At 60.5% G+C, this 24,101-nt stretch carries 20 protein-coding genes; 14 read left to right on the forward strand and 6 right to left on the reverse strand.

Annotation, left to right across the window (positions count from 1 at the left end):
- Positions 1-34: 34 nt before the first annotated feature.
- Positions 35-295 carry a hypothetical protein gene (locus EIY72_RS03035; RefSeq protein WP_093227755.1) on the forward strand — a complete coding sequence of 87 codons (261 nt, stop codon included), beginning with the start codon at positions 35-37 and terminating at the stop codon, positions 293-295.
- Positions 296-319: 24 nt separating this feature from the next.
- Here EIY72_RS03035 and betT read toward each other — a convergent pair whose 3' ends face one another.
- Together betT and epsC are read right to left on the reverse strand one after the other, a co-directional pair.
- Positions 320-2,275, reverse strand: coding sequence for a choline transporter BetT (gene betT / locus EIY72_RS03040; protein ID WP_162276466.1), 1,956 nt, complete (start codon positions 2,273-2,275; stop codon positions 320-322).
- 415 nt (positions 2,276-2,690) lie between these two features.
- Positions 2,691-3,617 (reverse strand): serine O-acetyltransferase EpsC, encoded by a 927-nt coding sequence (epsC, locus tag EIY72_RS03045; RefSeq protein WP_093227761.1) that lies wholly within the window; start codon positions 3,615-3,617, stop codon positions 2,691-2,693.
- A gap of 190 nt (positions 3,618-3,807) precedes the next feature.
- Here epsC and EIY72_RS03050 point away from each other — a divergent pair, with 190 nt between their 5' ends.
- From EIY72_RS03050 to EIY72_RS03105, 12 genes are all read left to right on the forward strand, one after another.
- Positions 3,808-4,800 carry a D-cysteine desulfhydrase gene (locus EIY72_RS03050; RefSeq protein WP_093227764.1) on the forward strand — a complete coding sequence of 331 codons (993 nt, stop codon included), beginning with the start codon at positions 3,808-3,810 and terminating at the stop codon, positions 4,798-4,800.
- A gap of 251 nt (positions 4,801-5,051) precedes the next feature.
- On the forward strand, positions 5,052-5,852 hold the full coding sequence (gene tcyJ / locus EIY72_RS03055) for a cystine ABC transporter substrate-binding protein (protein WP_093227767.1): 801 nt from the start codon (positions 5,052-5,054) through the stop codon (positions 5,850-5,852).
- Positions 5,852-6,517 (forward strand): cystine ABC transporter permease, encoded by a 666-nt coding sequence (tcyL, locus tag EIY72_RS03060; RefSeq protein WP_093227770.1) that lies wholly within the window; start codon positions 5,852-5,854, stop codon positions 6,515-6,517. The genes tcyJ and tcyL overlap by 1 nt, the downstream gene beginning before the upstream one ends.
- Positions 6,518-6,521: 4 nt before the next feature.
- Positions 6,522-7,277 (forward strand): L-cystine ABC transporter ATP-binding protein TcyN, encoded by a 756-nt coding sequence (gene tcyN, locus EIY72_RS03065; protein ID WP_093227774.1) that lies wholly within the window; start codon positions 6,522-6,524, stop codon positions 7,275-7,277.
- A 479-nt stretch (positions 7,278-7,756) separates the two neighbouring features.
- Positions 7,757-8,521: a hypothetical protein gene (locus EIY72_RS03070; RefSeq protein ID WP_093227777.1), complete on the forward strand. Its 765-nt coding sequence runs from the start codon at positions 7,757-7,759 to the stop codon at positions 8,519-8,521.
- Between the two features lie 272 nt (positions 8,522-8,793).
- Entirely contained in the window at positions 8,794-10,035 is a 1,242-nt protein-coding gene (locus EIY72_RS03075; protein ID WP_093227780.1) for an SfnB family sulfur acquisition oxidoreductase, read from the forward strand.
- Positions 10,036-10,058: 23 nt separating this feature from the next.
- Positions 10,059-11,252 carry an SfnB family sulfur acquisition oxidoreductase gene (locus EIY72_RS03080; RefSeq protein ID WP_093227783.1) on the forward strand — a complete coding sequence of 398 codons (1,194 nt, stop codon included), beginning with the start codon at positions 10,059-10,061 and terminating at the stop codon, positions 11,250-11,252.
- Positions 11,252-12,604, forward strand: a complete 1,353-nt coding sequence (locus EIY72_RS03085) for an LLM class flavin-dependent oxidoreductase (RefSeq protein WP_093227786.1) — start codon at positions 11,252-11,254, stop codon at positions 12,602-12,604. The genes EIY72_RS03080 and EIY72_RS03085 overlap by 1 nt, the downstream gene beginning before the upstream one ends.
- Before the next feature lie 179 nt (positions 12,605-12,783).
- The gene (locus EIY72_RS03090; RefSeq protein WP_093227788.1) at positions 12,784-13,593 is read left to right on the forward strand and encodes a MetQ/NlpA family ABC transporter substrate-binding protein; all 810 of its coding nucleotides are present in this window, start codon (positions 12,784-12,786) and stop codon (positions 13,591-13,593) included.
- Between the two features lie 2 nt (positions 13,594-13,595).
- Complete coding sequence (locus EIY72_RS03095) at positions 13,596-14,717, forward strand: methionine ABC transporter ATP-binding protein (protein ID WP_093227791.1); 1,122 nt, start codon at positions 13,596-13,598, stop codon at positions 14,715-14,717.
- Positions 14,707-15,351, forward strand: a complete 645-nt coding sequence (locus tag EIY72_RS03100) for a methionine ABC transporter permease (protein WP_093227794.1) — start codon at positions 14,707-14,709, stop codon at positions 15,349-15,351. The genes EIY72_RS03095 and EIY72_RS03100 overlap by 11 nt, the downstream gene beginning before the upstream one ends.
- Positions 15,352-15,446: 95 nt before the next feature.
- Positions 15,447-16,073: a class I SAM-dependent methyltransferase gene (locus tag EIY72_RS03105; RefSeq protein WP_093227797.1), complete on the forward strand. Its 627-nt coding sequence runs from the start codon at positions 15,447-15,449 to the stop codon at positions 16,071-16,073.
- A 106-nt stretch (positions 16,074-16,179) separates the two neighbouring features.
- On the opposite strand, the gene EIY72_RS03110 is transcribed toward EIY72_RS03105, so the two are convergent.
- The 3 genes from EIY72_RS03110 to EIY72_RS03120 are packed head-to-tail and all read right to left on the reverse strand — an operon-like array spanning position 16,180 to position 21,391.
- Positions 16,180-19,230 carry an efflux RND transporter permease subunit gene (locus EIY72_RS03110; RefSeq protein ID WP_093227800.1) on the reverse strand — a complete coding sequence of 1,017 codons (3,051 nt, stop codon included), beginning with the start codon at positions 19,228-19,230 and terminating at the stop codon, positions 16,180-16,182.
- The gene (locus EIY72_RS03115; RefSeq protein ID WP_093227802.1) at positions 19,227-20,291 is read right to left on the reverse strand and encodes an efflux RND transporter periplasmic adaptor subunit; all 1,065 of its coding nucleotides are present in this window, start codon (positions 20,289-20,291) and stop codon (positions 19,227-19,229) included. Before EIY72_RS03115 ends, EIY72_RS03110 begins: the two co-directional genes overlap by 4 nt.
- Positions 20,288-21,391, reverse strand: coding sequence for an efflux RND transporter periplasmic adaptor subunit (locus EIY72_RS03120; RefSeq protein WP_093227804.1), 1,104 nt, complete (start codon positions 21,389-21,391; stop codon positions 20,288-20,290). The genes EIY72_RS03115 and EIY72_RS03120 overlap by 4 nt, the downstream gene beginning before the upstream one ends.
- 177 nt (positions 21,392-21,568) lie before the next feature.
- Between EIY72_RS03120 and EIY72_RS03125 the strand changes: the two genes are divergently transcribed.
- A complete protein-coding gene (locus tag EIY72_RS03125) occupies positions 21,569-22,765 on the forward strand; it encodes an AAA family ATPase (protein WP_093227806.1) in 1,197 nt (398 codons plus the stop codon).
- An 18-nt stretch (positions 22,766-22,783) separates the two neighbouring features.
- Here the strand turns inward: EIY72_RS03125 and EIY72_RS03130 are convergent, their stop codons facing one another.
- The gene (locus EIY72_RS03130; RefSeq protein WP_093227808.1) at positions 22,784-23,929 is read right to left on the reverse strand and encodes an RHS repeat-associated core domain-containing protein; all 1,146 of its coding nucleotides are present in this window, start codon (positions 23,927-23,929) and stop codon (positions 22,784-22,786) included.
- Positions 23,930-24,101: the final 172 nt, after the last annotated feature.

Consider the following 24,101-nt stretch of genomic DNA (forward strand, 5'->3'; position numbering starts at 1 on the left):
AGATGCGAAACCCATCGCAAGGTTGGCAGACACCATGCACACGACCATCATCATCACCTTCGGCCTGGCCCTGCTCGCGCTGATGCTGTTCATCGGCGAGAAAATCGGCTTCAGCCGCCAGACCCTGACCTACGGATTTGTCGTGCTGTGGCTGGCGCTGACGGTGATCAACGGCGCCATCGGCGTAGTGAATGCCAGGCAATCGCTGAGTACAGAGTTGGGGATCGGCACGCTCGTGTTCAGCATTCCGGTAGCGGCGTTGGTGCTGTTCATGGTGCTCAGCGCCGAGAGCTGAAAAGCCCCGGCGCCCTGCCAGTGATCAGCGCACCAGATGCAGAAACTGCATGTGCCGTTCGTACTGATCGAGGATGTCGTTGATGATCTGCTCCTTGGTGTAGCCCACCAGATCATAGTCCTGGCTACCCTCACTCAAATGCACTTCGGCGCGGTAATAGCGGCGATTGTTGAGTTGCTTGGAGCCCATGCCGCCACGGGCGAACGACGGCGTGAAGTAACCACGCATCTGCACCTGATACACGAACGGATGCTGATCGCCATGGCCGATTTCCAGGCTGACGCTGTCATTGGCCGGGTCCGGATGGGTTTCCACATGCAGACCCTTTTCCCTGAACACCGCGGACACCTCTTCAATCGCCGGGCGTACCGTCGTATCGAGGAAGCGATAGACCTCATCCCGGGACGGAAAGTGCACCGCCTGACTCAGGCGCTGACGCCAGCCGCCACGCCGGGCGCCGGACACCGGTGCCAAGGAATGCATCTGCGCAATCTGCTTCTGCGATTCCAGATAAAACGCCTTGTGCAGCCCCCACATCATCAACAGCAGGATCAGCGAGAACGGCAGCGAGGTCAGCACCACCGCCGACTTCAACGCATCGATGCTGCCGGAAAACAGCAGCGCACTGGTGACCAGCGCGGTCATTGCGCCCCAGAACACCCGCAGCCACTTCGGCCCGTCTTCATCAGGATTGCCACCTTTGGCGGACAGCGTTGACAGCACCACCGTGCCGGAGTCGGCGGAGGTGACAAAAAACACGAAGCTGATGAACACCGTGATGGCGATCACGGTCTTGCTCCACGGGTAGGTTTCCAGCAGCAGGTAAAGGGTCATCGACGGGTTGTCGATGGCCGACATGCCCAGCGCCGACATGCCGTGGTTGAGCACCTGGTCGATGGCGCTGTTGCCGAAGATCGACATCCACGCCAGGGTGAAACCGAGCGGAATCAGCAACACGCCGAAGACGAATTCGCGGATGGTCCGGCCACGGGAAATCCGTGCGATGAACAGCCCCACGAAGGGCGACCAGGCAATCCACCAGGCCCAGTAGAACACTGTCCAGCCACCGAGCCAGTCGCTGGGTTTGTCGTAGGCGTACAGGTCGAAACTCTTCATCGGCAAGGCGCCGAGGTAGTCGCCGAGGTTCTGGATCAAGGTGTTGAGCAAGTGCTGCGTAGGACCTGCGAACAACACGAACAGCAGCAGCGCACAGGCCAACAGCATGTTGATGTCGGACATGACCCGCACACCTTTATCCACACCGGACACGGCAACGATGATCGCCGCGCCCATCATCAGACTGATCAGGCCGACCTGAATCCATTGCGTGTGGGCAATACCGAACAGGTAGTCCAGGCCGGAGTTCAGGTGCAACACACCAAAGCCCATATCGGCACCCAGGCCGAACACCGTGGCGATGATGCCGAAGCCGTCCACGGCGTAGCCGATGGGACCGTTGATGCGTTTGCCGATCAGCGGGTACAACGCCGAACGCAAGGCCAGTGGCAGGTTATGCCGGTAAGCGAAGTAGGCCAGCGCCATGCCGACAAAGGCAAACACGCCCCAACCGTGCAGGCCCCAGTGCAAGAACAGAATCTGCATCGCCTGTCGCGCCGCGTCGGCCGTGCCGGCTTCACCTTGCGGCGGTTGCAGCATGTGCGTCAGCGGTTCGGACACGCAGAAGAAAAACAGCGTGATGCTGATCCCCGCGGCGAACAGCATGCCGGCCCACGACAGATAACTGAATTCGGGTTCGTCGTGGTCGGCACCGAGTTTGATCTTGCCGTAGCCGGACAACGCGGTGACCACCACGAAGACCAGATACAGAGTCATCGCCAGCAGGTAATACCAGCCGACCGTGTTGGCCGCCCAGTTTTGTGCCGCCAGCAACCAGGCACCAGCCTGCTCGGGCATGGCGATGACCACAATGCCGAACAGCAGAATGAAACTTGCCGAGAACCAGAACACCGGCGGGTTCATGCGGACCAGGCCGCTGGGTGGGAGGGACGATGCACTCATGTACGGTGCACCTTGAACGGCAATAACGTGGCTGTAGAAATCGGACTCAGCAAAGGCAAGCCTCCTGTTGTGAGCGGGCGGCGAACCACCGGTTTAACTTGAATGAACGTTCAAGTTAAACATGGATAGGGGGCTAAGGACTAATTGCAGGGCTCGGCGGTAAATTTCCTACACGGAGTTGAGTCAGCCGAAGTCACGGACTGAGCGGTTAGAAAATACCCACTGTGGCGAGGGAGCTTGCTCCCGTTGGGCCGCAAGGCGGCCCCAAAATCTATCCTCCTATTGACTCCAGTCAAACCGCATTGGCTGGATTTGCGGCCGCTGCGCAGCCGAACGGGAGCAAGCTCCCTCGCCACAGGTATCAAATAGAGCGAAGTTACTTCTGCGCCCCGTCATCAAGCTGCAGATTCGCCTGGGTCAGGTTGCTGCCCGCCGGCACGCTGCGGGTCAGCCAGACGTTACCGCCAATGGTCGACCCCTGGCCAATGGTGATCCGCCCGAGAATCGTCGCACCGGCGTAAATCACCACGTCATCCTCGACAATCGGATGCCGCGCGTGGCCTTTCTGCAATTGGCCGTCCTCGTCCGCCGGGAAACGCTTGGCGCCCAGGGTCACGGCCTGATAAATCCGCACACGTTCGCCGATGATCGCCGTCTCGCCGATCACCACGCCGGTACCGTGGTCGATGAAGAAACTGCGGCCGATCTGCGCGCCGGGGTGAATGTCGATTCCCGTGGCCGAATGGGCGATTTCCGCGCTGATCCGTGCCAGCAGCGGTAATCCGGCGCGGTACAGATGATGCGCCAGGCGATGGTGAATCACCGCGAGGATTCCGGGATAGCACAGCAGCACTTCGTCGACACTGCGCGCTGCCGGATCGCCGTGATAGGCCGCCAGCACATCGGTGTCCAGCAGGCTGCGCAGCCCCGGCAGGGCGAGCGCGAAGTCCTGGATGATCTGGATGGTCCGAGCTTCAACTTCGCTTTCCGCCTCGGCGTTATGCCGTGCAACGTAGCGCAACTCCAGCCGCGCCTGCGCCAGCAGAGCATTCAAAGCCACATCCAGCGTATGACCGACGTAGAAGTCTTCACTTTCCTCGCGCAGGTCCACCGGCCCCAGACGCATCGGGAACAATGCCCCGCACAAGGCTTCGAGGATCTCCGCCATAGCCGCCCGGGACGGCAGCTCGCGACCGCCCTGCTCGCCGCTGGCCCGGCCGTTCTGGGCACGCCACTGCTCGCGGGCCGTGCGTAACTGGCTGACGATGGTCTGCAATTGCCAATGGCTGGAACGCTCACTCACGGTAAAAACTCCTCACGGGCGGCCGGACTGTCTGGCCGCGCTGACGGCGCCTACTTTACGGCAAGGCCCGAGGGCGAAATTAAGAACCAATTGTGCTGTCCTCAGTACCAATGGCTATAAGCGATTGGCGGTTGCTCCTCCAAAGTAGCGTGCCTATAGTCCTGAAATCTCCAACGGCCAGTACGGACTCATGATCAAACAACAGCTCGCCCGCTTTAACCGCCTCGACTTGCTCGGTCAGCCGACCGCCCTGGAAAAACTGGAACGCCTGTCCTCCTGGCTGGGCCGTGATATTTACGTCAAGCGCGACGACCTGACGCCCCTGGCCATGGGCGGCAACAAGCTGCGCAAACTCGAATACCTGGCCGCCGATGCCCTCGCCCAGGGTGCCGACACCCTGATCACCGCCGGTGCGCTGCAATCGAACCACGTGCGCCAGACCGCAGCCATCGCCGCCAAACTCGGCTTGGGCTGTGTGGCACTGCTGGAAAATCCGCTCAACACCGATGACAGCAACTACACCGGTAACGGCAATCGCCTGCTGCTCGACCTGTTCGACACCAAGGTCGAGTTGGTGGACAACCTCGACAACGCTGACGAACAACTCCACGCCCTCGCCGCGCGTCTGCGCAATAGCGGCAAAAAACCCTATCTGGTGCCGATTGGCGGCTCCAATGCGCTCGGCGCCCTGGGTTACGTGCGTGCCGGACTGGAACTGGCCGAACAGATCAAGGACACCGGACTGGATTTCGCCGCCGTGGTGCTGGCCTCGGGCAGTGCCGGAACGCACAGCGGTCTCGCGCTGGCCTTGAGCGAAGCGCTGCCGAAATTGCCCGTCATCGGCGTCACGGTTTCACGCAGTGATGAAGATCAGCGGCCCAAGGTTCAAGGCCTCGCCGAACGCACGGCCGAGCTGCTGGGGGTGAGCGTACCGGCGGCCTTCAAGGTGCAGCTGTGGGATGAATACTTCGCGCCCCGTTATGGCGAGCCAAATGCCGGCACCCTGGCTGCGGTCAAGCTGTTGGCGAGCCAGGAAGGTCTGTTGCTCGACCCGGTCTACACTGGCAAGGCCATGGCCGGGTTGCTCGACGGCGTCGGGCGTCAGCGTTTCGATGACGGTCCGATCATCTTCCTGCACACCGGTGGCGCGCCGGCGTTGTTTGCCTACAAGGATTTCCTGTAACGACGGCAATCTCATGTAGAAGCGACGCCCGGAGCAGGCTCGCTCCTACAGGAAAAGCATTATTCGATAAACGAATAATAAAAATAGAAAGTATTATTTTCTAATCTAAGAACGCCATCATATAGTCATGCTGCAGGCGAATTTGCAGCAAGACGCATAAGCTGCATTAAGGCAGGATATCGCAGTCGTCCAATTGTCGAATTCGCCAACCTTTCCAAAGCGTCTTCCATAAGAAAACACAGGGGCTTGTCATGAATTTTTCCGCACTACGTCGCAATCTGCTCGTGGGTTCGCTGGGCCTGGCATTGAGTGCCGGCCTGATCAGCCACGCCGTTGCCGGTGAGCAACTGCAACAGATCAAGGACAAAGGCGTTATCAACGTCGGCCTGGAAGGCACTTATCCACCGTTCAGCTTCGTCGATGAAAACGGCAAGCTGGCCGGTTTCGAAGTCGAACTCTCCGAAGCCCTGGCACAGAAGCTTGGCGTCAAAGCCAAGATTCAGCCAACCAAGTGGGACGGCATCCTTGCCGCTCTGGAATCCAAACGTCTGGACGTAGTCGTCAACCAGGTGACCATCTCCGACGAGCGCAAGAAGAAGTATGACTTCTCCGAGCCGTACACCGTTTCCGGGATTCAGGCGCTGGTGCTGAAGGACAAGGAAGCTGCGCTGAACATCAAGACCGCTGCAGACCTGGCCGGCAAGAAAGTCGGTGTGGGCCTGGGCACCAACTACGAACAATGGGTACGCGCCAATGTGCCGGGTGCCGACGTGCGCACCTATGACGATGACCCAACCAAGTTCGCCGACCTGAACAATGGCCGTACCGACGCGATCCTGATCGACCGTCTGGCCGCCCTCGAATACGCCAAGAAAGCACCAAAAACCGTCGCTGCCGGCCAGGCGTTCTCCCGCCAGGAATCGGGTATTGCCCTGCGCAAAGGCGAGCCTGAACTGCTGGCTGCCGTGAACAAGGCCCTGGATGAGCTGCGCGCCGACGGCACGCTGAAAAAGCTTTCGGAAAAATACTTCAGCGCTGACGTCACTCAATAATGGAAGCAGCTTTCCAACTCGCACTGGACTCCGCGCCCTTTCTGCTCAAGGGCGCGTATTACACGGTTGTCCTCAGCCTTGGTGGCATGTTCTTCGGCCTGCTGCTGGGCTTCGGCCTGGCGCTGATGCGCCTGTCGCGTTTCAAATCGGTCAGCTGGCTGGCGCGCATCTATGTGTCGTTCTTTCGCGGCACGCCTTTGCTCGTGCAGCTGTTCGTGATCTATTACGGCCTGCCGCAACTGGGCATGGAACTCGACCCGCTACCGGCGGCCCTGATCGGCTTCTCGCTGAACATGGCTGCCTATGCCTGTGAAATCCTGCGGGCCGCGATCGGTTCGATCGAACGCGGTCAGTGGGAAGCTGCTGCGAGCATCGGCATGACCCGCGCGCAGACCCTGCGCCGGGCCATCCTGCCGCAAGCGATGCGCACGGCCTTGCCGCCGCTGGGCAACAGCTTCATTTCATTGGTCAAGGACACCGCGCTGGCCGCGACCATCCAGGTACCGGAACTGTTCCGCCAGGCACAGCTGATTACCGCCCGGACTTTCGAAGTCTTTACCATGTATCTTGCCGCCGCGTTGATCTACTGGATTCTGGCCACGGTGCTGTCGCACCTGCAGAACAAGTTGGAAGAGCGGGTCAATCGGCACGACCAGGAGTCCTGATCCCATGATTGTCGTGGAAAAACTGACAAAGCAGTTCAAGGGTCAAGTCGTGCTCAACGGCATCGATCTTGAAGTGAAGGAAGGCGAGGTCGTGGCCATCATCGGCCCCAGCGGCTCGGGCAAGACCACCTTCCTGCGCTGCCTGAACTTCCTTGAACAACCCACCAGTGGCCGGATCAAGGTCGGCGATATCGAGATCGATACCGGTCGCCCGCTGAACCAGCAACAGAGCCTGGTGCGCAACCTGCGCCAGCATGTGGGCTTCGTGTTCCAGAACTTCAATCTGTTCCCCCATCGTACGGCCCTGGAAAACGTCATCGAAGGCCCGATCGTGGTCAAGAAGACACCTCGCGCCGAGGCCATAGCCCTGGGTAAAAAGCTGTTGGCCAAGGTTGGCCTCGCCGGCAAGGAAGACGCTTACCCACGTCGCCTCTCCGGTGGTCAGCAACAGCGCGTGGCGATTGCCCGGGCGCTGGCGATGGAGCCGGAAGTGATCCTGTTCGACGAACCGACTTCGGCACTCGACCCTGAGCTCGTAGGCGAGGTGCTGGCGACCATTCGTGGTCTGGCCGAAGAAAAACGCACCATGGTGATCGTCACCCACGAAATGGGCTTTGCCCGTGACGTGGCCAATCGCGTGGTGTTTTTCGACAAGGGCGTGATCGTTGAGCAAGGCGAATCCAAGGCACTGTTTGCCAACCCTAAAGAAGAGCGCACCCGTCAGTTTCTCAGCAAGTTTCTGAACAACGCTCATAACTGACAAAGCCGCGAAACACCCAAAACTTCCATGGACGGAAGTTGCTCACCCTCAACACACCCCTCATTAATACCAAACTAATCAAGCCTGATCGACACGCCTGCCTTGTATGCCTGCGCGGTACATACATATATGTAAAACAATAAATACGCGCATCTTCAGCTGAAACTCCCAGAGCAGATGAACGCCTGTAAACGCACAGAAAATTAACCGTATCCTGCCTCGTTATTGGGTATTTGCGACGCAACGAAAGGGTTTTCTAACCAAGTTGCGTAGGAATCATCTGAATAACTATAAACATCCACGACAACTTTCAATTCCAATTGACACCCACCCCGCCAAACTCTTATCTAGTCCCAACTCGCGACATTCATTCCGCTCACTTCATTATTTAACTCAAAGTAATGAGTAGTCTTGCTGGTCGATATTTGTTTTTTGACTTTCCAGAAACGGACTTCGTTGCAAGACCTCAAGGAGACTTCATGAAAAACCCGTCGAACACCTTCGGGCTGGCGGCACCCAGCCTGGCGCGGCCCCACAAGGCTGGCATCAACATCACCTGCGCGGCACATCTGTTAATCGAGGTAGCGCCCTACCCCGGTATGGACGAAGGTGACCTGGTCGAGTTGTTCTGGGACGACTGTTATGTGGCCCAACGGGTTTTGAGCACCGCTGATATCGATCAGCCCGTGCAGTTGCGGGTACCCGAGAGCTTCATCGCCAATGGCACCTCGCGCATTCATTACCGCGTCATGCAAATCGGCCGGAAAGCGGCGCTGTCGGCCTGCCAGACCGTGCAGATCAAACTCGACTGTCCCGGTGGCCAGCCTTCTGCACTGCATGCCGATGAAAACCAGAGACTGACGCCAGTGAGCTTCCCCGAAACGATCAACCGCAAAGGCGTCAATGCACAGCAGATCAAACGCGGGGTTCCGTTGACCATCGAGCCGTACCTGAACATGGCCCGTGACGATGAAATCACCCTGCGCTGGGGCGATGTGCGCATGGACCTGCCCAAGCTTGAAGCGCACGACGTCGGCCAGCCGATTCAGGTCTGGGTACCGCCAGCGATCATTGTCGAGGCGGGCGAGGACCCGCGATTGGAAGTGACCTATTGCATCCTCGACAGGGTGGGCAATAACTCGCGCTGGGCGCCAGCGCGGGTGCTGAAGATCGGTTGCTCCAATGTTTATCTGAAAGTACCGAGGAAACGGCAACTCAAAGCAGCCGAGTCCCACAACCGATGAGATGGCTTTTCTGCAGGAGCCGGTTTACTGCGGACGGCTCCTGCAAGTGAGGCGCCGACTGCCTTGATTCTCCCTTCTATTCATATTCCTAAAAGTTAGTTCATAAAATATTTATAAGCGTTTAGGGTATATAAACCGGACCACCGGACATTCTTGTTTTCCTGCGCCGCCACAAGCAGCGCTTTCATGAGATGTGAGGTAGGTATGGTCCGGAACACAATCACCCCAGTGCAGATCGCCAGGGCATTGCGTGCAGCCAAGGAGTGGCATTGATGTCCAGTCTGGCAGACGCAGTCGTCCAGAGTGATCTGGACATCGCCCCGTTGTTATTGCCCGCACAGGTCTTGCGCAACGATGCGCAAGCCATCCAGGCGGCCCATGAGCTGGCGCAGGTTGCCCGCCTCAACGCCGCCAAACGCGACCAGCAGCGCAAGCTGCCATGGGCGGAAATCGAACAGTTCACCCGCAGCGGCCTGGGCAGCATTTCCATCCCCCGTGAGTACGGCGGCCCGCAAGTTTCCTTCGTGACCCTCGCTGAAGTCTTCGCGATCATTTCCGCAGCCGACCCGGCACTGGGGCAGATCCCGCAAAACCAGTTCGGCATCCTCAATCTGCTATCAGGCAGTGCCACCGAGGCGCAGAAAAAGCAGCTGTTCAAAAGCGTGCTCGACGGTTGGCGCATCGGCAATGCCGGGCCCGAGCGCGGCACGAAAAACACCCTGGAACTGAAGGCGCGCATCACCGCCAACGGCGACGACTGGGTCATCAACGGCCAGAAGTTCTATTCCACCGGTGCCCTGTTCGCCCACTGGGTCGCGGTCAAGGCGCTCAATGACGATGGCAGGCAAGTCATGGCGTTCATTCGTCGTGGCACGCCGGGTATGCGCATCGTCGACGACTGGTCCGGCTTCGGTCAGCGCACCACCGCCAGCGGTACGATTTTGCTCAACAACGTGCGGGTCGAGCCCGAGCTGGTTGTGGATAACTGGAAGATCAACGACACGCCGAACATTCAGGGTGCCGTGTCCCAGCTGATTCAGGCGGCCATCGACGCCGGCATCGCCCGAGGCGCCATCGACGACGCCATCGACTTCGTGAAAACCCGCGCCCGACCGTGGATCGACGCCAACGTCGAACGCGCCGGTGATGACCTCTACGTGATCGCCGACATCGGCAAACTGAAAATCGAACTGCACGCCGCCGAGGCGCTGCTGCGCAAGGCCGGGCAAGTGCTCGACCAGGTGAGTGCCGCGCCGATCACTACCGAGTCCGCTGCCCGCGCCTCGATTGCCGTGGCCGAAGCCAAGGTGCTGACCACCGAGATCTCGTTGCTGGCCAGCGAAAAGCTGCTGGAACTGGCCGGCAGCCGCGCCACCCTCGCCGAATTCAACCTCGACCGCCACTGGCGCAACGCCCGGGTGCACACCCTGCACGACCCGGTGCGCTGGAAGTACTACGCGGTCGGTGCCTATCGCCTCAACGGCACTTTGCCCAATCGCCATTCCTGGATCTGACGACCAGACATCTGGAGAACAACATGCCACATTCTCAGCACGTCGCGGTCATCACCAGCGATGAGCAAGCCCTGATTGTTGCCAGTGATCTGGCCGAAGATTTCAAACGCGACAGCGCCCTGCGCGACCGTGAACGCCGTTTGCCGCACCCGGAGCTGGAAGTGTTTTCCCGCTCGGGCCTGTGGGGCATCAGCGTGCCGAAGGAGTACGGCGGTGCGGGCGTTTCCAACATCACGCTGGCCAAGGTCATCGCGCTGATTGCCCAGGCCGATGGCTCCCTCGGACAGATTCCGCAGAACCACTTCTACGCCCTCGAAGTGCTACGGGTGAACGGTAGCCACGAGCAGAAAACCCGCCTGTACGCCGAAGTCCTCGCCGGCCAGCGCTTCGGCAATGCCCTGGCCGAACTGGGCACCAAAACCGCCCACGACCGCACCACTCGCCTGACCCGCGATGGCAACGGCTATCGCATCAACGGCCGCAAGTTCTACGCCACCGGCGCGATCTATGCCCAGCGCATCCCGACCTCGGTGGTGGATGAACAGGGCGTACAGCAACTGGCGTTTGTCCCGCGCAACAGCCAGGGCCTGACGGTGATCGACGACTGGAGCGGCTTCGGCCAACGCACCACCGGCAGCGGTTCGGTGGTGTTCGAAGATGTGTATGTCGCCGCCGAAGACGTAATCCCGTTCCAGAGTGCCTTCGAACGGCCGACGCCGGTCGGGCCGTTGGCGCAGATTCTTCATGCCGCCATCGACACCGGCATCGCCCGCGCCGCGTTCGAGGATGCCCTGCATTTTGTACGAACCAAAACCCGGCCGTGGATCGATGCCACACACGAAACTGCCACGGAAGATCCGCTGACCCTCAAGAGCTTCGGCCACCTGAGCATTCGCCTGCACGCCACCGAAGCGCTGCTGGAACGCGCCGGTGTTTACCTCGATAAAGCCCAGGCCGAGACCAACGCACAGACTGTGGCCGCCGCCTCGATTGCCGTCGCCGAAGCGCGTGCCATCAGCACCGAAGTTTCCCTCGCCGCCGGCAGCACCCTGTTCGAACTGGCAGGCAGCCAAGCGACGTTGATCGAACACGGGCTGGATCGCCACTGGCGCAACGCCCGCGTGCACACCCTGCACGACCCGGTGCGCTGGAAGTATCACGCCGTCGGCAACTACTACCTTAACGATGCGAACCCACCACTGCGGGGGACCATCTGATGACCAAAAAGAAGATCTTGCTCAATGCGTTCAACATGAACTGCATCGGCCACATCAACCATGGCTTGTGGACACACCCACGGGACAACTCCACCCAATACAACACCCTTGAATACTGGACGGAACTGGCGCAGTTACTGGAGCGCGGGCTGTTCGACGGCCTGTTCATCGCCGACATCGTCGGCGTCTACGACGTCTACCAGAACTCGGTGGACGTGCCGCTCAAAGAGTCGATCCAGCTGCCGGTCAACGACCCGTTGCTACTGGTCTCGGCCATGGCCGCGGTGACGAAACACCTCGGCTTCGGCCTCACCGCCAACCTCACCTACGAACCGCCCTATCTGTTCGCCCGGCGCCTGTCGACGCTCGATCACCTGACGCGCGGTCGCGTCGGCTGGAACATCGTCACCGGCTACCTCGACAGCGCCGCCAAGGCCATGGGCCTGAGCGAGCAGGTCGAGCACGACCGGCGTTACGACCAGGCCGACGAGTACCTGCAGGTGCTGTACAAACTCTGGGAAGGCAGCTGGGAAAACGACGCCGTACTCAACGATCGACAGCAACGGATCTACGCGCAGCCGGACAAGGTGCACAAGGTCGAGCACAAGGGCGAGTTCTATCAGGTCGAGGGCTATCACCTCTGCGAGCCTTCGCCGCAACGCACGCCGGTGTTGTTCCAGGCTGGTGCTTCCGATCGCGGCCTGCTGTTTGCCGGGCGCCACGCCGAGTGCGTGTTCATCAGCGGCCAGACCAAGGCTTCGACCAAGGCGCAGGTGGACAAGGTTCGCGCCAGTGCCGTCGAGGCCGGACGCAATCCTGAAGACATCAAGGTGTTCATGGGCCTGAACGTGATCGTTGGCGCCAGCGAAGAACTGGCCTGGGCCAAGCACGCCGAATACCTGAGCTACGCCAGCGCCGAAGCCGGCGTCGCACATTTCTCGGCGTCCACCGGCATCGACTTCTCCCAGTACGAGATCGACGAACCGATCCAGTACGTCAAGAGCAACGCCATCCAGTCCGCCACCAAACACCTGCAAAACAACGACTGGACCCGACGCAAACTGCTCGAGCAGCACGCCCTCGGCGGCCGCTACATCACCGTGGTCGGCTCGCCAGAACAGGTGGCGGATGAACTGGAATCGTGGATCGCCGAAACCGGCCTCGACGGCTTCAACCTGACGCGCATTGTCACGCCGGAAAGCTATGTGGATTTCATTGAGCTGGTGATCCCTGAATTGCAGCGACGGGGCTCGTACAAGACGGCGTATGACAGCGGCACCTTGCGCGAAAAACTGTTCCATCAAGGACCGCAATTGCCACGACAACATACCGGCTCTGACTACCGACACTAAGCCCCTGTGGCGAGGGAGCTTGCTCCCGTCGAGGTGCACAGCACCTCCAAAACCAGACGATCCGATTTATCTGACAGACCTTATTGGATGGTTTCAGGGCCGCTTCGCAGCCCAGCGGGAGCAAGCTCCCTCGCCACACATGTGAATCAAATATCTAATCATTGACTGGAAAACTGATCATGAAAAAGCACTACATCTCTCACCCAGTCAAAGCACTGGCCCTGGCCCTCGGCCTGTTCAGCTCGGCAATCTTCGCCGCTGACGCCCCACTGAAAATCGGCACCACCGCCGCCTTCGCCATTCCACTGGAAGCGGCCGTGGAGGAAGCCTCGAAACAAGGCCTGAAAGTCGAGCTTGTCGAGTTCACCGACTGGATCGCGCCCAACGTCAGCCTCGCTGCCGGCGACATCGACGTGAACTATTTCCAGCACATCCCGTTCCTGGAAAACGCCAAGGCCGCCTCGGGTTTCGACCTGGTGCCGTTCGCGCCGGGGATCATCAACAACGTCGGCCTCTACTCGAAAAAATACAAAAGCTTCGATGAGCTGCCGCAAGGCGCGAGCGTGGCCATCGCCAACGACCCGATCAACAGCGGCCGAGGCCTGCAACTGCTGGCCAAGGCCGGATTGATCACGCTCAAACCGGGCGTTGGCTACAAAGCCACCGAAGAAGACATCATCGCCAACCCGAAGAAGATCAAGATCCTCCAGGTTGAAGCCGTGCAACTGGTGCGTGCCTACGACGATGCCGATCTGGTGCAGGGCTACCCGGCCTACATTCGCCTGGCCAAGACCTTCGATGCCGGCTCCGCATTGCTGTTTGACGGCCTCGATCACAAGGAATACGTGATCCAGTTCGTGATCCAACCGAAGAGCAAAACCGACCCGCGCCTGATCAAGTTCGTCGACATCTACCAGCACTCCCCGGCCGTTCGCGCAGCCCTGGACAAGGCCCACGGCAAGCTCTATCAAGCCGGCTGGGAAAGCTGAGCATGACCGCTGCGATCCAACGGCGACTGGAAATTCCAGAGCCACAGCGTGCTGAAAAAACCGAGCTTCATCCTGAGCTGAACCGCGCCCACGTGCGTTTCATCGGCCTGGGCAAAACCTACAACGGCCAGCAAGGCCCGGTGGATGCGCTGCAAGGCATCGACCTGGCGATCCAACGCGGCGAAGTGTTCGGCATCATCGGCCGCAGCGGTGCCGGCAAGTCATCGCTGATCCGCACCATCAATCGCCTGGAACAACCGAGCAGCGGTCGCGTGCTGATCGATCAGGTTGATATCGGCGAGTTTGACGAAGACCGCCTGGTGGCGCTGCGTCGGCGCATCGGCATGATCTTCCAGCACTTCAACCTGATGTCGGCCAAGACCGTGTGGCAGAACGTCGAGTTGCCGCTGAAAGTCGCCGGCGTGCCCAAGGACAAACGCGAACAGAAGGTCCGTGAACTGCTGGAACTGGTGGGCCTGCAAGGCAAGCACAAGGCATACCCGGCGCAACTGTCCGGCGGGCAGAAACAACGCGTCGGTATCGCTCGCGCGCTGGTGCACGACCCGCAGATTCTGCTCTGCGATGAAGCCACCTCGGCGCTGGACCCGGAGACCACCCAGTCGATCCTCGGCCTGCTGCGCGAGATCAACAAACGCCTGGGCCTGACCATCGTCCTGATCACCCACGAAATGGCGGTGATCCGCGACATCTGTGATCGCGTGGTGGTGCTGGAGCACGGGCGCATCGTCGAACAGGGGCCAGTGTGGGAAGTGTTCGGCAACCCGCAGCACGACGTCAGCAAGACCTTGCTCGCGCCCTTGCAGCACGCCCTGCCGGAGGAGCTGCAAAGGCGTTTGCAGGCGCAAGCGCAATCGCCGGACGCCGCTGTTGTGCTGCGCCTGCAATTCACCGGCAGCGCCAGCGACGAGCCGGACCTGGCCGCGCTGTTCGCCGCCCTCGGCGGTCGCGTGCGCTTGTTGCAGGGCGGTGTGGAGCGGATTCAGGGGCACGCGCTCGGGCAACTGCTGCTGTCGGTGAGTGCCTCAACCCTCAATGCCGAACAATTGCGCCAGCGCGCCGGCCAGTGGGCACAACAGGTGGAGGTTTTGGGTTATGTGGTTTGATCGCTTGCTGCAGGGTTTTATCGACACCTTTTTGATGGTCGGCGTGTCGTCGTTGATCGCGCTGCTGGTGGGGATTCCGATGGCGGTGATCCTGGTCACCAGTTCCAAGGGCGGCATCTACGAAGCGCCAACGCTGAATCGCGTGCTCGGCGGTTTCGTGAATCTGTTCCGCTCGATTCCGTTTCTGATCCTGATGGTGGCGCTGATTCCTTTCACCCGCCTGATCGTCGGCACCACCTACGGCGTGTGGGCCGCCGTGGTGCCGTTGACCATCGCGGCGACGCCGTTTTTTGCGCGTATCGCCGAAGTCAGTTTGCGTGAGGTCGACCACGGGCTGATCGAAGCGGCCCAGGCCATGGGTTGCCGGCGCGGGCACATCGTCTGGCATGTGCTGTTGCCTGAAGCACTGCCGGGGATCGTCGGCGGCTTCACCATCACCCTGGTGACCATGATCAACTCCTCCGCCATGGCCGGGGCGATTGGTGCCGGTGGCTTGGGTGACATTGCCTATCGCTACGGCTATCAGCGTTTTGACAGCCAGATCATGCTGACGGTGATTGTGCTGCTGGTGGCCTTGGTGGCGGTGATTCAGTTGGGTGGGGATCGCTTGGCGCGGGGCCTCAACAAGCGGTAGCCCTGTAGGAGCGAGCTTGTTCGCGATGGGCTGCGCAGCAGCCCCCGACTTGATGGCGTATATTCGCCAGACATCAATTGCCCTCGCAGCCGACCATGAAACAAACCCCAGACGATCTGCAACAGATCACCGCCACCACCCTGGCCCATTACAACTCGGTGGCCGAGAGCTTCCGTGAAGGCACCCGCGATCACGATGTCAGCCAAAACATCGACGCACTGTTGCGGCATATTCAGGGCCAGGCGCCGTTCGACATTCTCGATTTCGGCTGCGGGCCAGGCCGGGACTTGCAGACCTTCACCCGCATGGGCCACCGAGCGGTCGGCCTCGACGGTTCGGAAAAATTCGCGCAGATGGCGCGTGAGGACAGCGGCTGCGAGGTCTGGCATCAGGATTTCCTCAAGCTCGATCTGCCGGCGGAACGCTTTGACGGGATTTTCGCCAATGCGGTGTTGTTTCATGTGCCACGTCAGGAATTACCAAGGGTGTTGCAGCAACTGCACGGGGCGCTTAAACCCGGTGGAGTGTTGTTCAGCTCCAATCCTCGCGGGGACAATCAGGAAGGCTGGAACGGACCGCGTTACGGCTCGTATCACGACCTGGCGGCGTGGCAGCAATTGCTGACCGAGGCGGGGTTTGTCGAACTGGAGCATTACTACCGGCCGGCGGGGCTGCCGCGGGAGCAGCAGCCCTGGTTGGCGAGTGTCTGGCGCAAAGCCTGAAGATTTGCAGCGGCATTTCTGACGCCTTCGCGAGCAAGCTCGCTCCCACAGTTGACCGAGTTGTTCAGGCGTACTCGGTTCCCTGTGGGAGCGGGCTTGCTCGCTTTTACTGCACCTCTTTCTTCGGTTCGCGAATCTTGTACCAGGCCACATAGAGCGCCGGCAGGAACAGCAGCGTGAGCAAGGTCGCGACCACTATCCCGCCGATCATCGCGTAGGCCATCGGCCCCCAGAACACTTCCCGGGCAATCGGGATCATCCCCAGGCTCGCCGCGGCCGCCGTCAGCAGGATAGGCCGACGGCGATGCTCGGTGGCCTGCACCACCGCGTCCCATGGCGCGTAGCCGTTGCGCTCGTACTCGTCGATCTGGGTCACCAGGATCACCGAGTTGCGGATGATGATGCCGATCAGCGCGAGAATCCCGAGGATCGCCACGAAGCCCATCGGCGTGCCCGTCGGCACCAGCGCCAGCACCACGCCGATCAGCCCCAGTGGCGCGACGCTGGCCACCAGGAACAGCTTCTGCACGCTGTGCAACTGGATCATCAGGAAGGTCGCCATCAGGAACAGCATCAGCGGCACGACCTTGGCAATCGGCCCCTGGGCCTTGCCGCTTTCCTCCACCGTACCGCCGGTGGCGACCTTGTAGCCCACCGGCAGTTTGGCGGCGAAGGCATCAATCGATGGCTTGAGGACTTTCACCAGGTCAGTCGGCTGGATGTCGTCGCGAATCGCCGCCTTGATGGTGATGGTCGGCAGACGATCCCTACGCCACACCAGCGGCTGCTCCAGTTCGTAGCGCACCGTGGCGAACGCCAACAGCGGAATCGAGGTGCCGTTCGGCGAGACGATCTGCAGGTTTTGCAGGGTGTCTGGCGTGCCGCGTTCGGCATCCACCGCACGCCCCACGACGTTGATCAGGTAGATGTCGTCATCGACCTGGGTCACTTGTGCACCACTGACAATGCCGTTCAACAACTCGGAGACATCCTGGGACGACAGGCCGAGTTGCCGCGCCTTGTCCTGGGCAATATCGATGCGCAGGACTTTGCCCGGTTCGTTCCAGTCGTAGATGATCTCGCCGATGTGCGAGTTCTTGTCCAGTTCGGTGGCCAGGTCAATGGCATGCCGGCGGACCTGGTCGATGTCCTTGCCGCTGACCCGGTACTGGATCGGACGCCCCACCGGCGGGCCCATTTCCAGTGCCTGAACGTAACTGCCGATGCCGACGAAATCGTTGCGCAGGCGCTCACGCAGCTTGTGCATCATGGCTTCACGGCTGTGGCCTTTGCTGACGATCACCAACTGTGCGTAGAACGGGTTCTGCAGTTGCTGGTCCAGTGGCAGGTAGAAACGGATCGCACCCTGACCGATGTAGGTGCTCCAGCGCACGATGTCCGGGTCGTCCTTGAGCGTGGCTTCCAGCTTATCGACCGCACGGCGGGTTTCGGCGATCGAGGCGTTTTGCGGCAGGTTCAGGTCGACGAGGATTTCCGGGCGGTCCGACGACGGGAAGAACTGGTTCTGCACAAAACGCATGCAAAACAGCGCCAGGACAAAACACAGCACGGTGATGCCAATGGCCCACCAGCGATTGCGCATGCACCAGAGCAAACCACTGTTGAAAGCGCGACCGATACGACCGGGTTCTCCTTCATGGGGTTTCACATTGGTGCTGAGGATGTGCACACCGATCACCGGCGCAAACAACACCGCCACCACCCACGACACCAGCATGGCGCAGGCGATCACCGCAAACAGCGTGTAGGTGTACTCGCCGGCGGAACTGGCGTTCAGGCCAATCGGCACGAAACCGGCCACCGTCACCAGCGTACCGGTGAGCATCGGGAACGCCGTGGAGGTATAGGCAAAGGTCGCCGCCTGCTCCTTGGTCTCACCTAGCTCCAGCCGCGTGACCATCATTTCCACGGTGATCATCGCGTCGTCCACCAACAGGCCGAGGGCGATGATCAGTGCGCCGAGGGAAATCCGCTGCATGGTGATGCCGCTGTATTCCATGAACACAAACACCATCGCCAGCACCAGCGGAATCGAGCACGCCACCACCAGACCGGCGCGCACGCCGAGGCTGATGAAGCTGACCACCAGCACGATCACCACGGCTTCGAACAGGGCACTGGTGAAGCCGCCGACTGCCTCTTCGACTACCACGGCCTGATCGGACACGTTGTGTATGCCGACACCAACCGGCAGGTCGGCGGTCAGTTGCTCCATGCGCGCGTGCAGGGCCTTGCCGAACGCCTGGACGTTACCGCCCTTCTGCATGGCAATGGCCAGGCCGATGGCCGTCTTGCCGTTGAAGCGGAACTCAGGCGCTGACGGATCGACGTAGCCACGACTGATGTCAGCGATGTCGGCCAGACGATAGAAGCGATCGTTGAGCTTGAGGTTGACCTCGGCCAAGTCTTTTTCCGAGGCGAACTGCCCCGAAGTACGCACGGAGATCCGCTCGGGTCCGGCCTCGATCACCCCCGCCGGGGTCACGGCGTTCTGCGACTGCAGGCTCTGCAGGACCTGACGTTCATCGATGCCCAGGGCGGCGAGTTTGCGCGTGGAGAAGTTCAGGTAGATCACTTCATCCTGCTGGCCGACCATCTCGATCTTGCCCAGCCCCGGCACGCCGCGAATCTCGGCGCGGGCCTGTTCCACGTAGTCGCGCAACTGACGCATGGTCAGGCCGTCGGCGGTGAAGGCGTAGATCGAACCGAACACATCACCGAATTCGTCGTTGAACCCCGGGCCTTGCATGCCCTGGGGGAACTGGCCGCGAATGTCGTTGATCTTCTTGCGCACCTGGTACCAGATTTCCGGGATGTCCTTGGCACTGGTGGTGTCACGCAGGTACACGTACACCGTCGATTCGCCGGGGCGTGTGTAGCTTTTCACGTAGTCGAGGGAGTCGAGCTCTTCGAGTTTTTTCTCGATGCGGTCGGTGATCTGCTTGAGGGTTTCCTCCTGGGTCGCCCCCGGCCACTTGCTCTGGATCACCATGGTCTTGATGGTGAACGAAGGGTCTTCTTCGCGCCCCAGGTTGAAGTACGAGAACACACCCATCAGCAACGCGACGAACATCAGATACCAGATGAACGACTGATGCTTGAGGGCCCATTCGGAAAGATTGAAAGGCCCTTTCATTGACTGTCCTCGTCGAATTTCACTGTCTGCCCCGGTTTGAGGCTGTTGACGCCGGCACTGACCACGCGCTCACCATTCTTCACGCCATCGGCCAGGACCACGGTGCTGTCGGTCCGGCTGAGAACCTCGACGTCCCGTGGCGCAACGGTCTTGTTCTGCGGATCGATCACCCAGATGCGGGTTTTGCCGTCGACCTCCTGCAACGCGGTCAGCGGCAGTTCGATCTTTGGCTTGATCGCCGAACTCAAGGTGACGCTGATCGCCGTACCCAGGCGAAAACCTGGCGGGGATTCGGCCAGGGTCAGGCGGGCGCGGCGGGTGCGCGTGGCGCTTTGTGCCTGGGGTTCGATTTCGCGAATGGTCGCGGTGGTATTGGTTTTCGGATCAAGTTGCGCGGCAACCTGGAACACCACGTCCTTGGGCAACTGATCCACCAAGGTATTGGGCAGGTCGATCACCGCTTCCTTGATGTCCGGCTGCGCCAGGGTCACCACTTGCTGACCGGCCTGCACCACTTGCCCGGCCTCGGCGTTCCAGGCGGTCACCACGGCTTTATGGTCGTTGCGCAACTCGGTATAGGCGAGTTGGTCCCGGGCCTGATCGACGGCCGCCCGCGCCTGATCGAGCGAGGCTTGTGTGGTTTTCAGATCGGTCTGGGCCGCATCCAAGTGCGCCTGCGCGCCAACCCCGCGATCAAACAACGCCTGCTGACGCAGGGCGCTGGCCTTGGCATTGATCAGTTGCGCCTGGATCTTCGCCAGATCACCCTGCGCCGAACGCAACTGGTTCTGTTGATCGGTTGGATCGAGGGTCGCCAGCAGCGTGCCCGGCTCCACCTCGGTGCCGACATCGACGTTACGACTGGCGATGCGTCCGCCGACACGGAAGCCGGTATTGCTTTCATAACGGGCCTGAATGTTCCCGGCAAAACGGCCAAGGCCTTCCTCGCTCAGGGCCTCGACCTTGATCGACAGCACTGGCCGCACCGGCGCAGGCGGCGGCTCGTTCTTGGAACAGGCGCTGAGCACCAGCCCGATGGACAACGCCCAAATCGGCTTCATGGCTTGGCTCCCCAGGTCAGATCCTTGTAAGTGTTTTCGGCAATCTCGACTTCCATGCCCGGGTGTAACAGCTGCCCGCCAGCGACTATGACTTTTTCCCCGCCCTTCAACCCGCCATTGATGATGACCCTGCCGGTCAGGTAGCGGCCGACAGTGACGGTGTGCAGCTGCGCCTGGCCTTTGTCGTCGACGATCCAGACAGCAGGCTCACTGATGTTTTTGGTCAGGGCCGACCACGGCAACTCGATGACCGACTTGCCCGAGCCTTTGGCCGTGGCACTCACCACCGAACCGAGTTGCATGCCGTCGGGCACGCTGTTGAGAGCGACCTTGACCTGCACGGTGCCTGACTGCGCCGACACGGCGGGGGTGACTTCGCGCACGGTGCCGGTGGTCTTGATGTCGGGGTTGTCGAGCAGGCTGAGGGTGATGGTCTGGTCTCTGGGTTTCTCCGCCAGCAGTGACTCATAGACGTTGAACACCGCATCGCGGTCGCCATCCCGGGCCAGCGTGAATACTGGCATGGTGGCCTGCACCACCTGGCCGACTTCGGCCTGGCGCTCGGTAATGATCCCCGGCGCATCGGCAATCAGCGCGGTGTAGCTCAACTGGTCCTTGGCATTGGCCAGTTGCGCCTGGGCAGCGGCCAGCGCGCTCTGGCTGCTGCGCAAGGTGGCCTGGGCCGAATCGAATTCGCTCTGGCTGGTGTAGCCCTTGGGCAAGAGTTTTTGCTGACGGGCAAAAGAGGCGGTGTTCTGTTTGACCAGGGCTTGCTGAGCCGCCACCTGGGCTTCGGCCGTATCGACATTGGCCTGCAGATCCTTGGGATCGAGGCGCGCCAGCACTTGTTTGGCGGTCACGTGATCGCCGACGTCGACCGTGCGCTGGATGATCTTGCCACCCACGCGGAACGACAACTCGGTCTGTACCCGCGCCTGGATATCACCGGTGAGGGTGACCGAGGCCGCGAAATCCTCCTGTTTGACCACTTGCACGAACACCCGTGGCAGAAACTCGGGGACCGGTTTTTTCTCGTCACAAGCGCTCAACAACAGGGCGACACTCAAGGCCATTGCTACTTTCAATCCGGGAACCGCCATGCAAACTCCTTGGCCTTTTCATAGACAACACGACAGAGAGCTTAGATCAGAGTTGTCAGCTTGCTGGCCGACTTATGAAGAAAAAACTTACAAAGATCTCTGACGGAAAATGCCTGTTCTGATTGGCCTGGAGTACCCGACAATGTGCCCTCCGCCGATCCGGTGAAAGGACTCCTCATGCTCAAGACGCTCGCCGTCGCCAACTACCGCTCGATCAACAAACTGGTGATCCCGCTCGGGCGACTGAACCTGATCACCGGTCCCAATGGCAGCGGCAAATCCAACCTGTATCGGGCGTTGCGCCTGCTCGCGGAAACCGCACAGGGCGGTGTAGTCAACGCCCTGGCCCGCGAAGGCGGGTTGGATTCGACCTTTTGGGCCGGGCCGGAAACCATCACCCGGCGCATGCGCAACGGCGAGGTACCGATCGAAGCCACGGTTCGCAAAGGCGTCAAGCGCCTGCGCCTGGGGTTTGCCGGCGAGGATTTCGGTTATTCGATCAGCCTCGGCCTGCCGGATTCCAACGGCCATTTCATGCTGCCGGAGCACAGTTCACCTATCTCCTCACGTTTCAGCCTTGACCCGCAGATCAAGCGCGAATGCCTGTGGGCCGGGCCGTTCTATCGCCCGGCGAGCCTGCTGGTGGATCGCGAAGGTCCGATGATCCGCGCCCGCAACAATCGCAAGTGGGACGTACTGGCACAACACACGCCGAATTTCGACAGCCTGTTCGACCAGGTCGGCAGTTTGCGGGGCTCGCCGGAAGTGCTGGAGATGCGCGAGTTCATCCGCCGCTGGCGCTTCTACGATCACTTCCGCAGCGACGCCGACGCACCAGTGCGCCAACCGCAGTTGGGCACGCGCACGCCGGTACTGCACCACGACGGGCGCGACCTCGCGGCTGCCTTGCAGACCATCATCGAGATCGGCGAGCCCGACGCCCTGCGGGCCGCGATCAGCGATGCCTTTCCCGGTGCGCGGCTGGCCATCGAATCGCTGCCGGGCGGGCGGTTTGCCATCGAGGTCCATCAGGAGGGCTTGTTGCGGCCGCTCTCGGCGGCGGAGTTGTCCGACGGTACGCTGCGTTACCTGTTGCTAGTCGCGGCCTTGCTGACACCGCGCCCTCCGACGCTGATGGTACTGAACGAACCGGAAACCAGCCTGCACCCGGACCTGCTGCCGGCACTGGCGCGGCTGATCATTCGCGCGTCGCAACAGTGCCAGGTGTGGGTGGTGTCCCACGCCCGACGGTTGATTTCAGCGTTGCAGGAAGATCCGGAGTGCAGCTGCATCGTGCTGGAAAAGGAGCTGGGGCAGACCGGGATTGTCGGGCAGCGGGTGCTGGATGAGCCGGCTTGGTATTGGCCGGATTAATGCGCGGCAACGTGCTCGCTATAAAGAATGACGGCGAATTTTTTTGGCATCTCGGAAGATTTGGAGTTGCCTGTCGAGTTGTGTGTTCAGAAATTGGGCTGTGCGATTTGTCTGGGGTGGAAAATTGAAGAATCCGGCATCCGTCGCCCCCGCAGAAAGTGGAGGAGCCGAGGGTCTAGGTGTACCCGGAGTTTGTGGCGGGGCAGAGGGCTCGAAATATGACATCTGTATCGACAAGCTACGACGTGAGGAGGGTGGTGTCGGCGGGATTACCTGCCCCTTGTTCTTCACAAAATTGATCAAACCCGCTTCAGCACCGGAATTTTTTGCAGCGAAGTAAGTGCCTGCTCTCGAAAGCATCGCCAACCCTAGCAACCCTCCCGCGACAGCCGTCAATACTTCGGCCGCCTCACCTTCTTTGACGCTTGAAGTGACGAGGGCCGCCGTCCCGAAAACACCTGCGGCCAGTCCCAATTTAGCCGCCGCGACTGTACTGAATGCCGTGAAGGCTTGTCTGGGTGACAACTTTGTCAAAGCCCCCAATTTCAAGGCGTCCTTTGCCACGTTATAGGAGGGAATGACTCGGGACATTCCCAGTTTTGTCATGAACAGTCCCCCGACGCTTCTGAACAGGCCGAGCACCTCGGTGAATTGCCCCGTCGGATCAGTGAAATTGACCGGATCGCCCAGGCAATACGCATACGAATTCAGCCCACCCCGCCCAAACGGGCTCAGGCTGTCCGGACTGTTGAAGCGCATCAGCACCGGGTTGAACGCCCGGTGCCCATTACCGAGCAAGTAGTGACCGGTCATCCGGTCAGGCACTTCACCGGTAAACCCCAGCAGACTGTCCAGGCCACTGCTGGCCAGTCGATGCCCGTAAGGCGCGTAGCGTTGCTGCACCGGTCCGGCCTGTAATACCGAGCGCTGCTGATCCGTGGCTAGCAACTGGCTGCGGCTTTGGTTGTCTTCATGGGTGTGCAGTGCCAACAGCTGTTTATGGTGCTGGAACACACTCTGGCTGTTCTGACCGTTCAGTTGCGTCACCAGGTGTTCACCACGATAGAACCGGGTCTGTGTCACCTGCCCTACTGGTTCAACCTGGATAAGCACGTCCAATGCGTCATAGCGATAACGTTGCAGCAGCTGATTAATCGTTCTCATCGGCAACTCCCCGGATGATGAACTCAGCTTGCACCCGCTCGAACGAGTAAGCACCTATCAGAACTGCTAGTTGACGAGCAGAAAACAGTTATGCGGGTTTGCCGGGACGATGGAGGACAGCTATTTTCCCTTACGCCGTAGGAAGGATCTTTTTTTCCGGATAGCCCTCCAA

The sequence above is a fragment of the Pseudomonas vancouverensis genome (assembly GCF_004348895.1).
GTDB classification, from domain to species: domain Bacteria; phylum Pseudomonadota; class Gammaproteobacteria; order Pseudomonadales; family Pseudomonadaceae; genus Aquipseudomonas; species Aquipseudomonas vancouverensis.

Excerpts from the sequence above, each read along its gene's own strand:
- EIY72_RS03130 (WP_093227808.1), bottom strand. The coding sequence starts at position 23,929 with ATGAGAACGATTAATCAGCTGCTGCAACGTTATCGCTATGACGCATTG.
- tcyJ (WP_093227767.1), top strand. The coding sequence starts at position 5,052 with ATGAATTTTTCCGCACTACGTCGCAATCTGCTCGTGGGTTCGCTGGGC.
- EIY72_RS03120 (WP_093227804.1), bottom strand. The coding sequence starts at position 21,391 with ATGGCGGTTCCCGGATTGAAAGTAGCAATGGCCTTGAGTGTCGCCCTG.
- EIY72_RS03080 (WP_093227783.1), top strand. The coding sequence starts at position 10,059 with ATGCCACATTCTCAGCACGTCGCGGTCATCACCAGCGATGAGCAAGCC.
- EIY72_RS03110 (WP_093227800.1), bottom strand. The coding sequence starts at position 19,230 with ATGAAAGGGCCTTTCAATCTTTCCGAATGGGCCCTCAAGCATCAGTCG.
- betT (WP_162276466.1), bottom strand. The coding sequence starts at position 2,275 with ATGAACCCGCCGGTGTTCTGGTTCTCGGCAAGTTTCATTCTGCTGTTC.
- EIY72_RS03115 (WP_093227802.1), bottom strand. The coding sequence starts at position 20,291 with ATGAAGCCGATTTGGGCGTTGTCCATCGGGCTGGTGCTCAGCGCCTGT.
- EIY72_RS03035 (WP_093227755.1), top strand. The coding sequence starts at position 35 with ATGCACACGACCATCATCATCACCTTCGGCCTGGCCCTGCTCGCGCTG.
- EIY72_RS03090 (WP_093227788.1), top strand. The coding sequence starts at position 12,784 with ATGAAAAAGCACTACATCTCTCACCCAGTCAAAGCACTGGCCCTGGCC.
- EIY72_RS03105 (WP_093227797.1), top strand. The coding sequence starts at position 15,447 with ATGAAACAAACCCCAGACGATCTGCAACAGATCACCGCCACCACCCTG.
- tcyN (WP_093227774.1), top strand. The coding sequence starts at position 6,522 with ATGATTGTCGTGGAAAAACTGACAAAGCAGTTCAAGGGTCAAGTCGTG.
- EIY72_RS03075 (WP_093227780.1), top strand. The coding sequence starts at position 8,794 with ATGTCCAGTCTGGCAGACGCAGTCGTCCAGAGTGATCTGGACATCGCC.
- EIY72_RS03095 (WP_093227791.1), top strand. The coding sequence starts at position 13,596 with ATGACCGCTGCGATCCAACGGCGACTGGAAATTCCAGAGCCACAGCGT.
- EIY72_RS03050 (WP_093227764.1), top strand. The coding sequence starts at position 3,808 with ATGATCAAACAACAGCTCGCCCGCTTTAACCGCCTCGACTTGCTCGGT.
- EIY72_RS03070 (WP_093227777.1), top strand. The coding sequence starts at position 7,757 with ATGAAAAACCCGTCGAACACCTTCGGGCTGGCGGCACCCAGCCTGGCG.
- EIY72_RS03125 (WP_093227806.1), top strand. The coding sequence starts at position 21,569 with ATGCTCAAGACGCTCGCCGTCGCCAACTACCGCTCGATCAACAAACTG.
- EIY72_RS03085 (WP_093227786.1), top strand. The coding sequence starts at position 11,252 with ATGACCAAAAAGAAGATCTTGCTCAATGCGTTCAACATGAACTGCATC.
- EIY72_RS03100 (WP_093227794.1), top strand. The coding sequence starts at position 14,707 with ATGTGGTTTGATCGCTTGCTGCAGGGTTTTATCGACACCTTTTTGATG.
- tcyL (WP_093227770.1), top strand. The coding sequence starts at position 5,852 with ATGGAAGCAGCTTTCCAACTCGCACTGGACTCCGCGCCCTTTCTGCTC.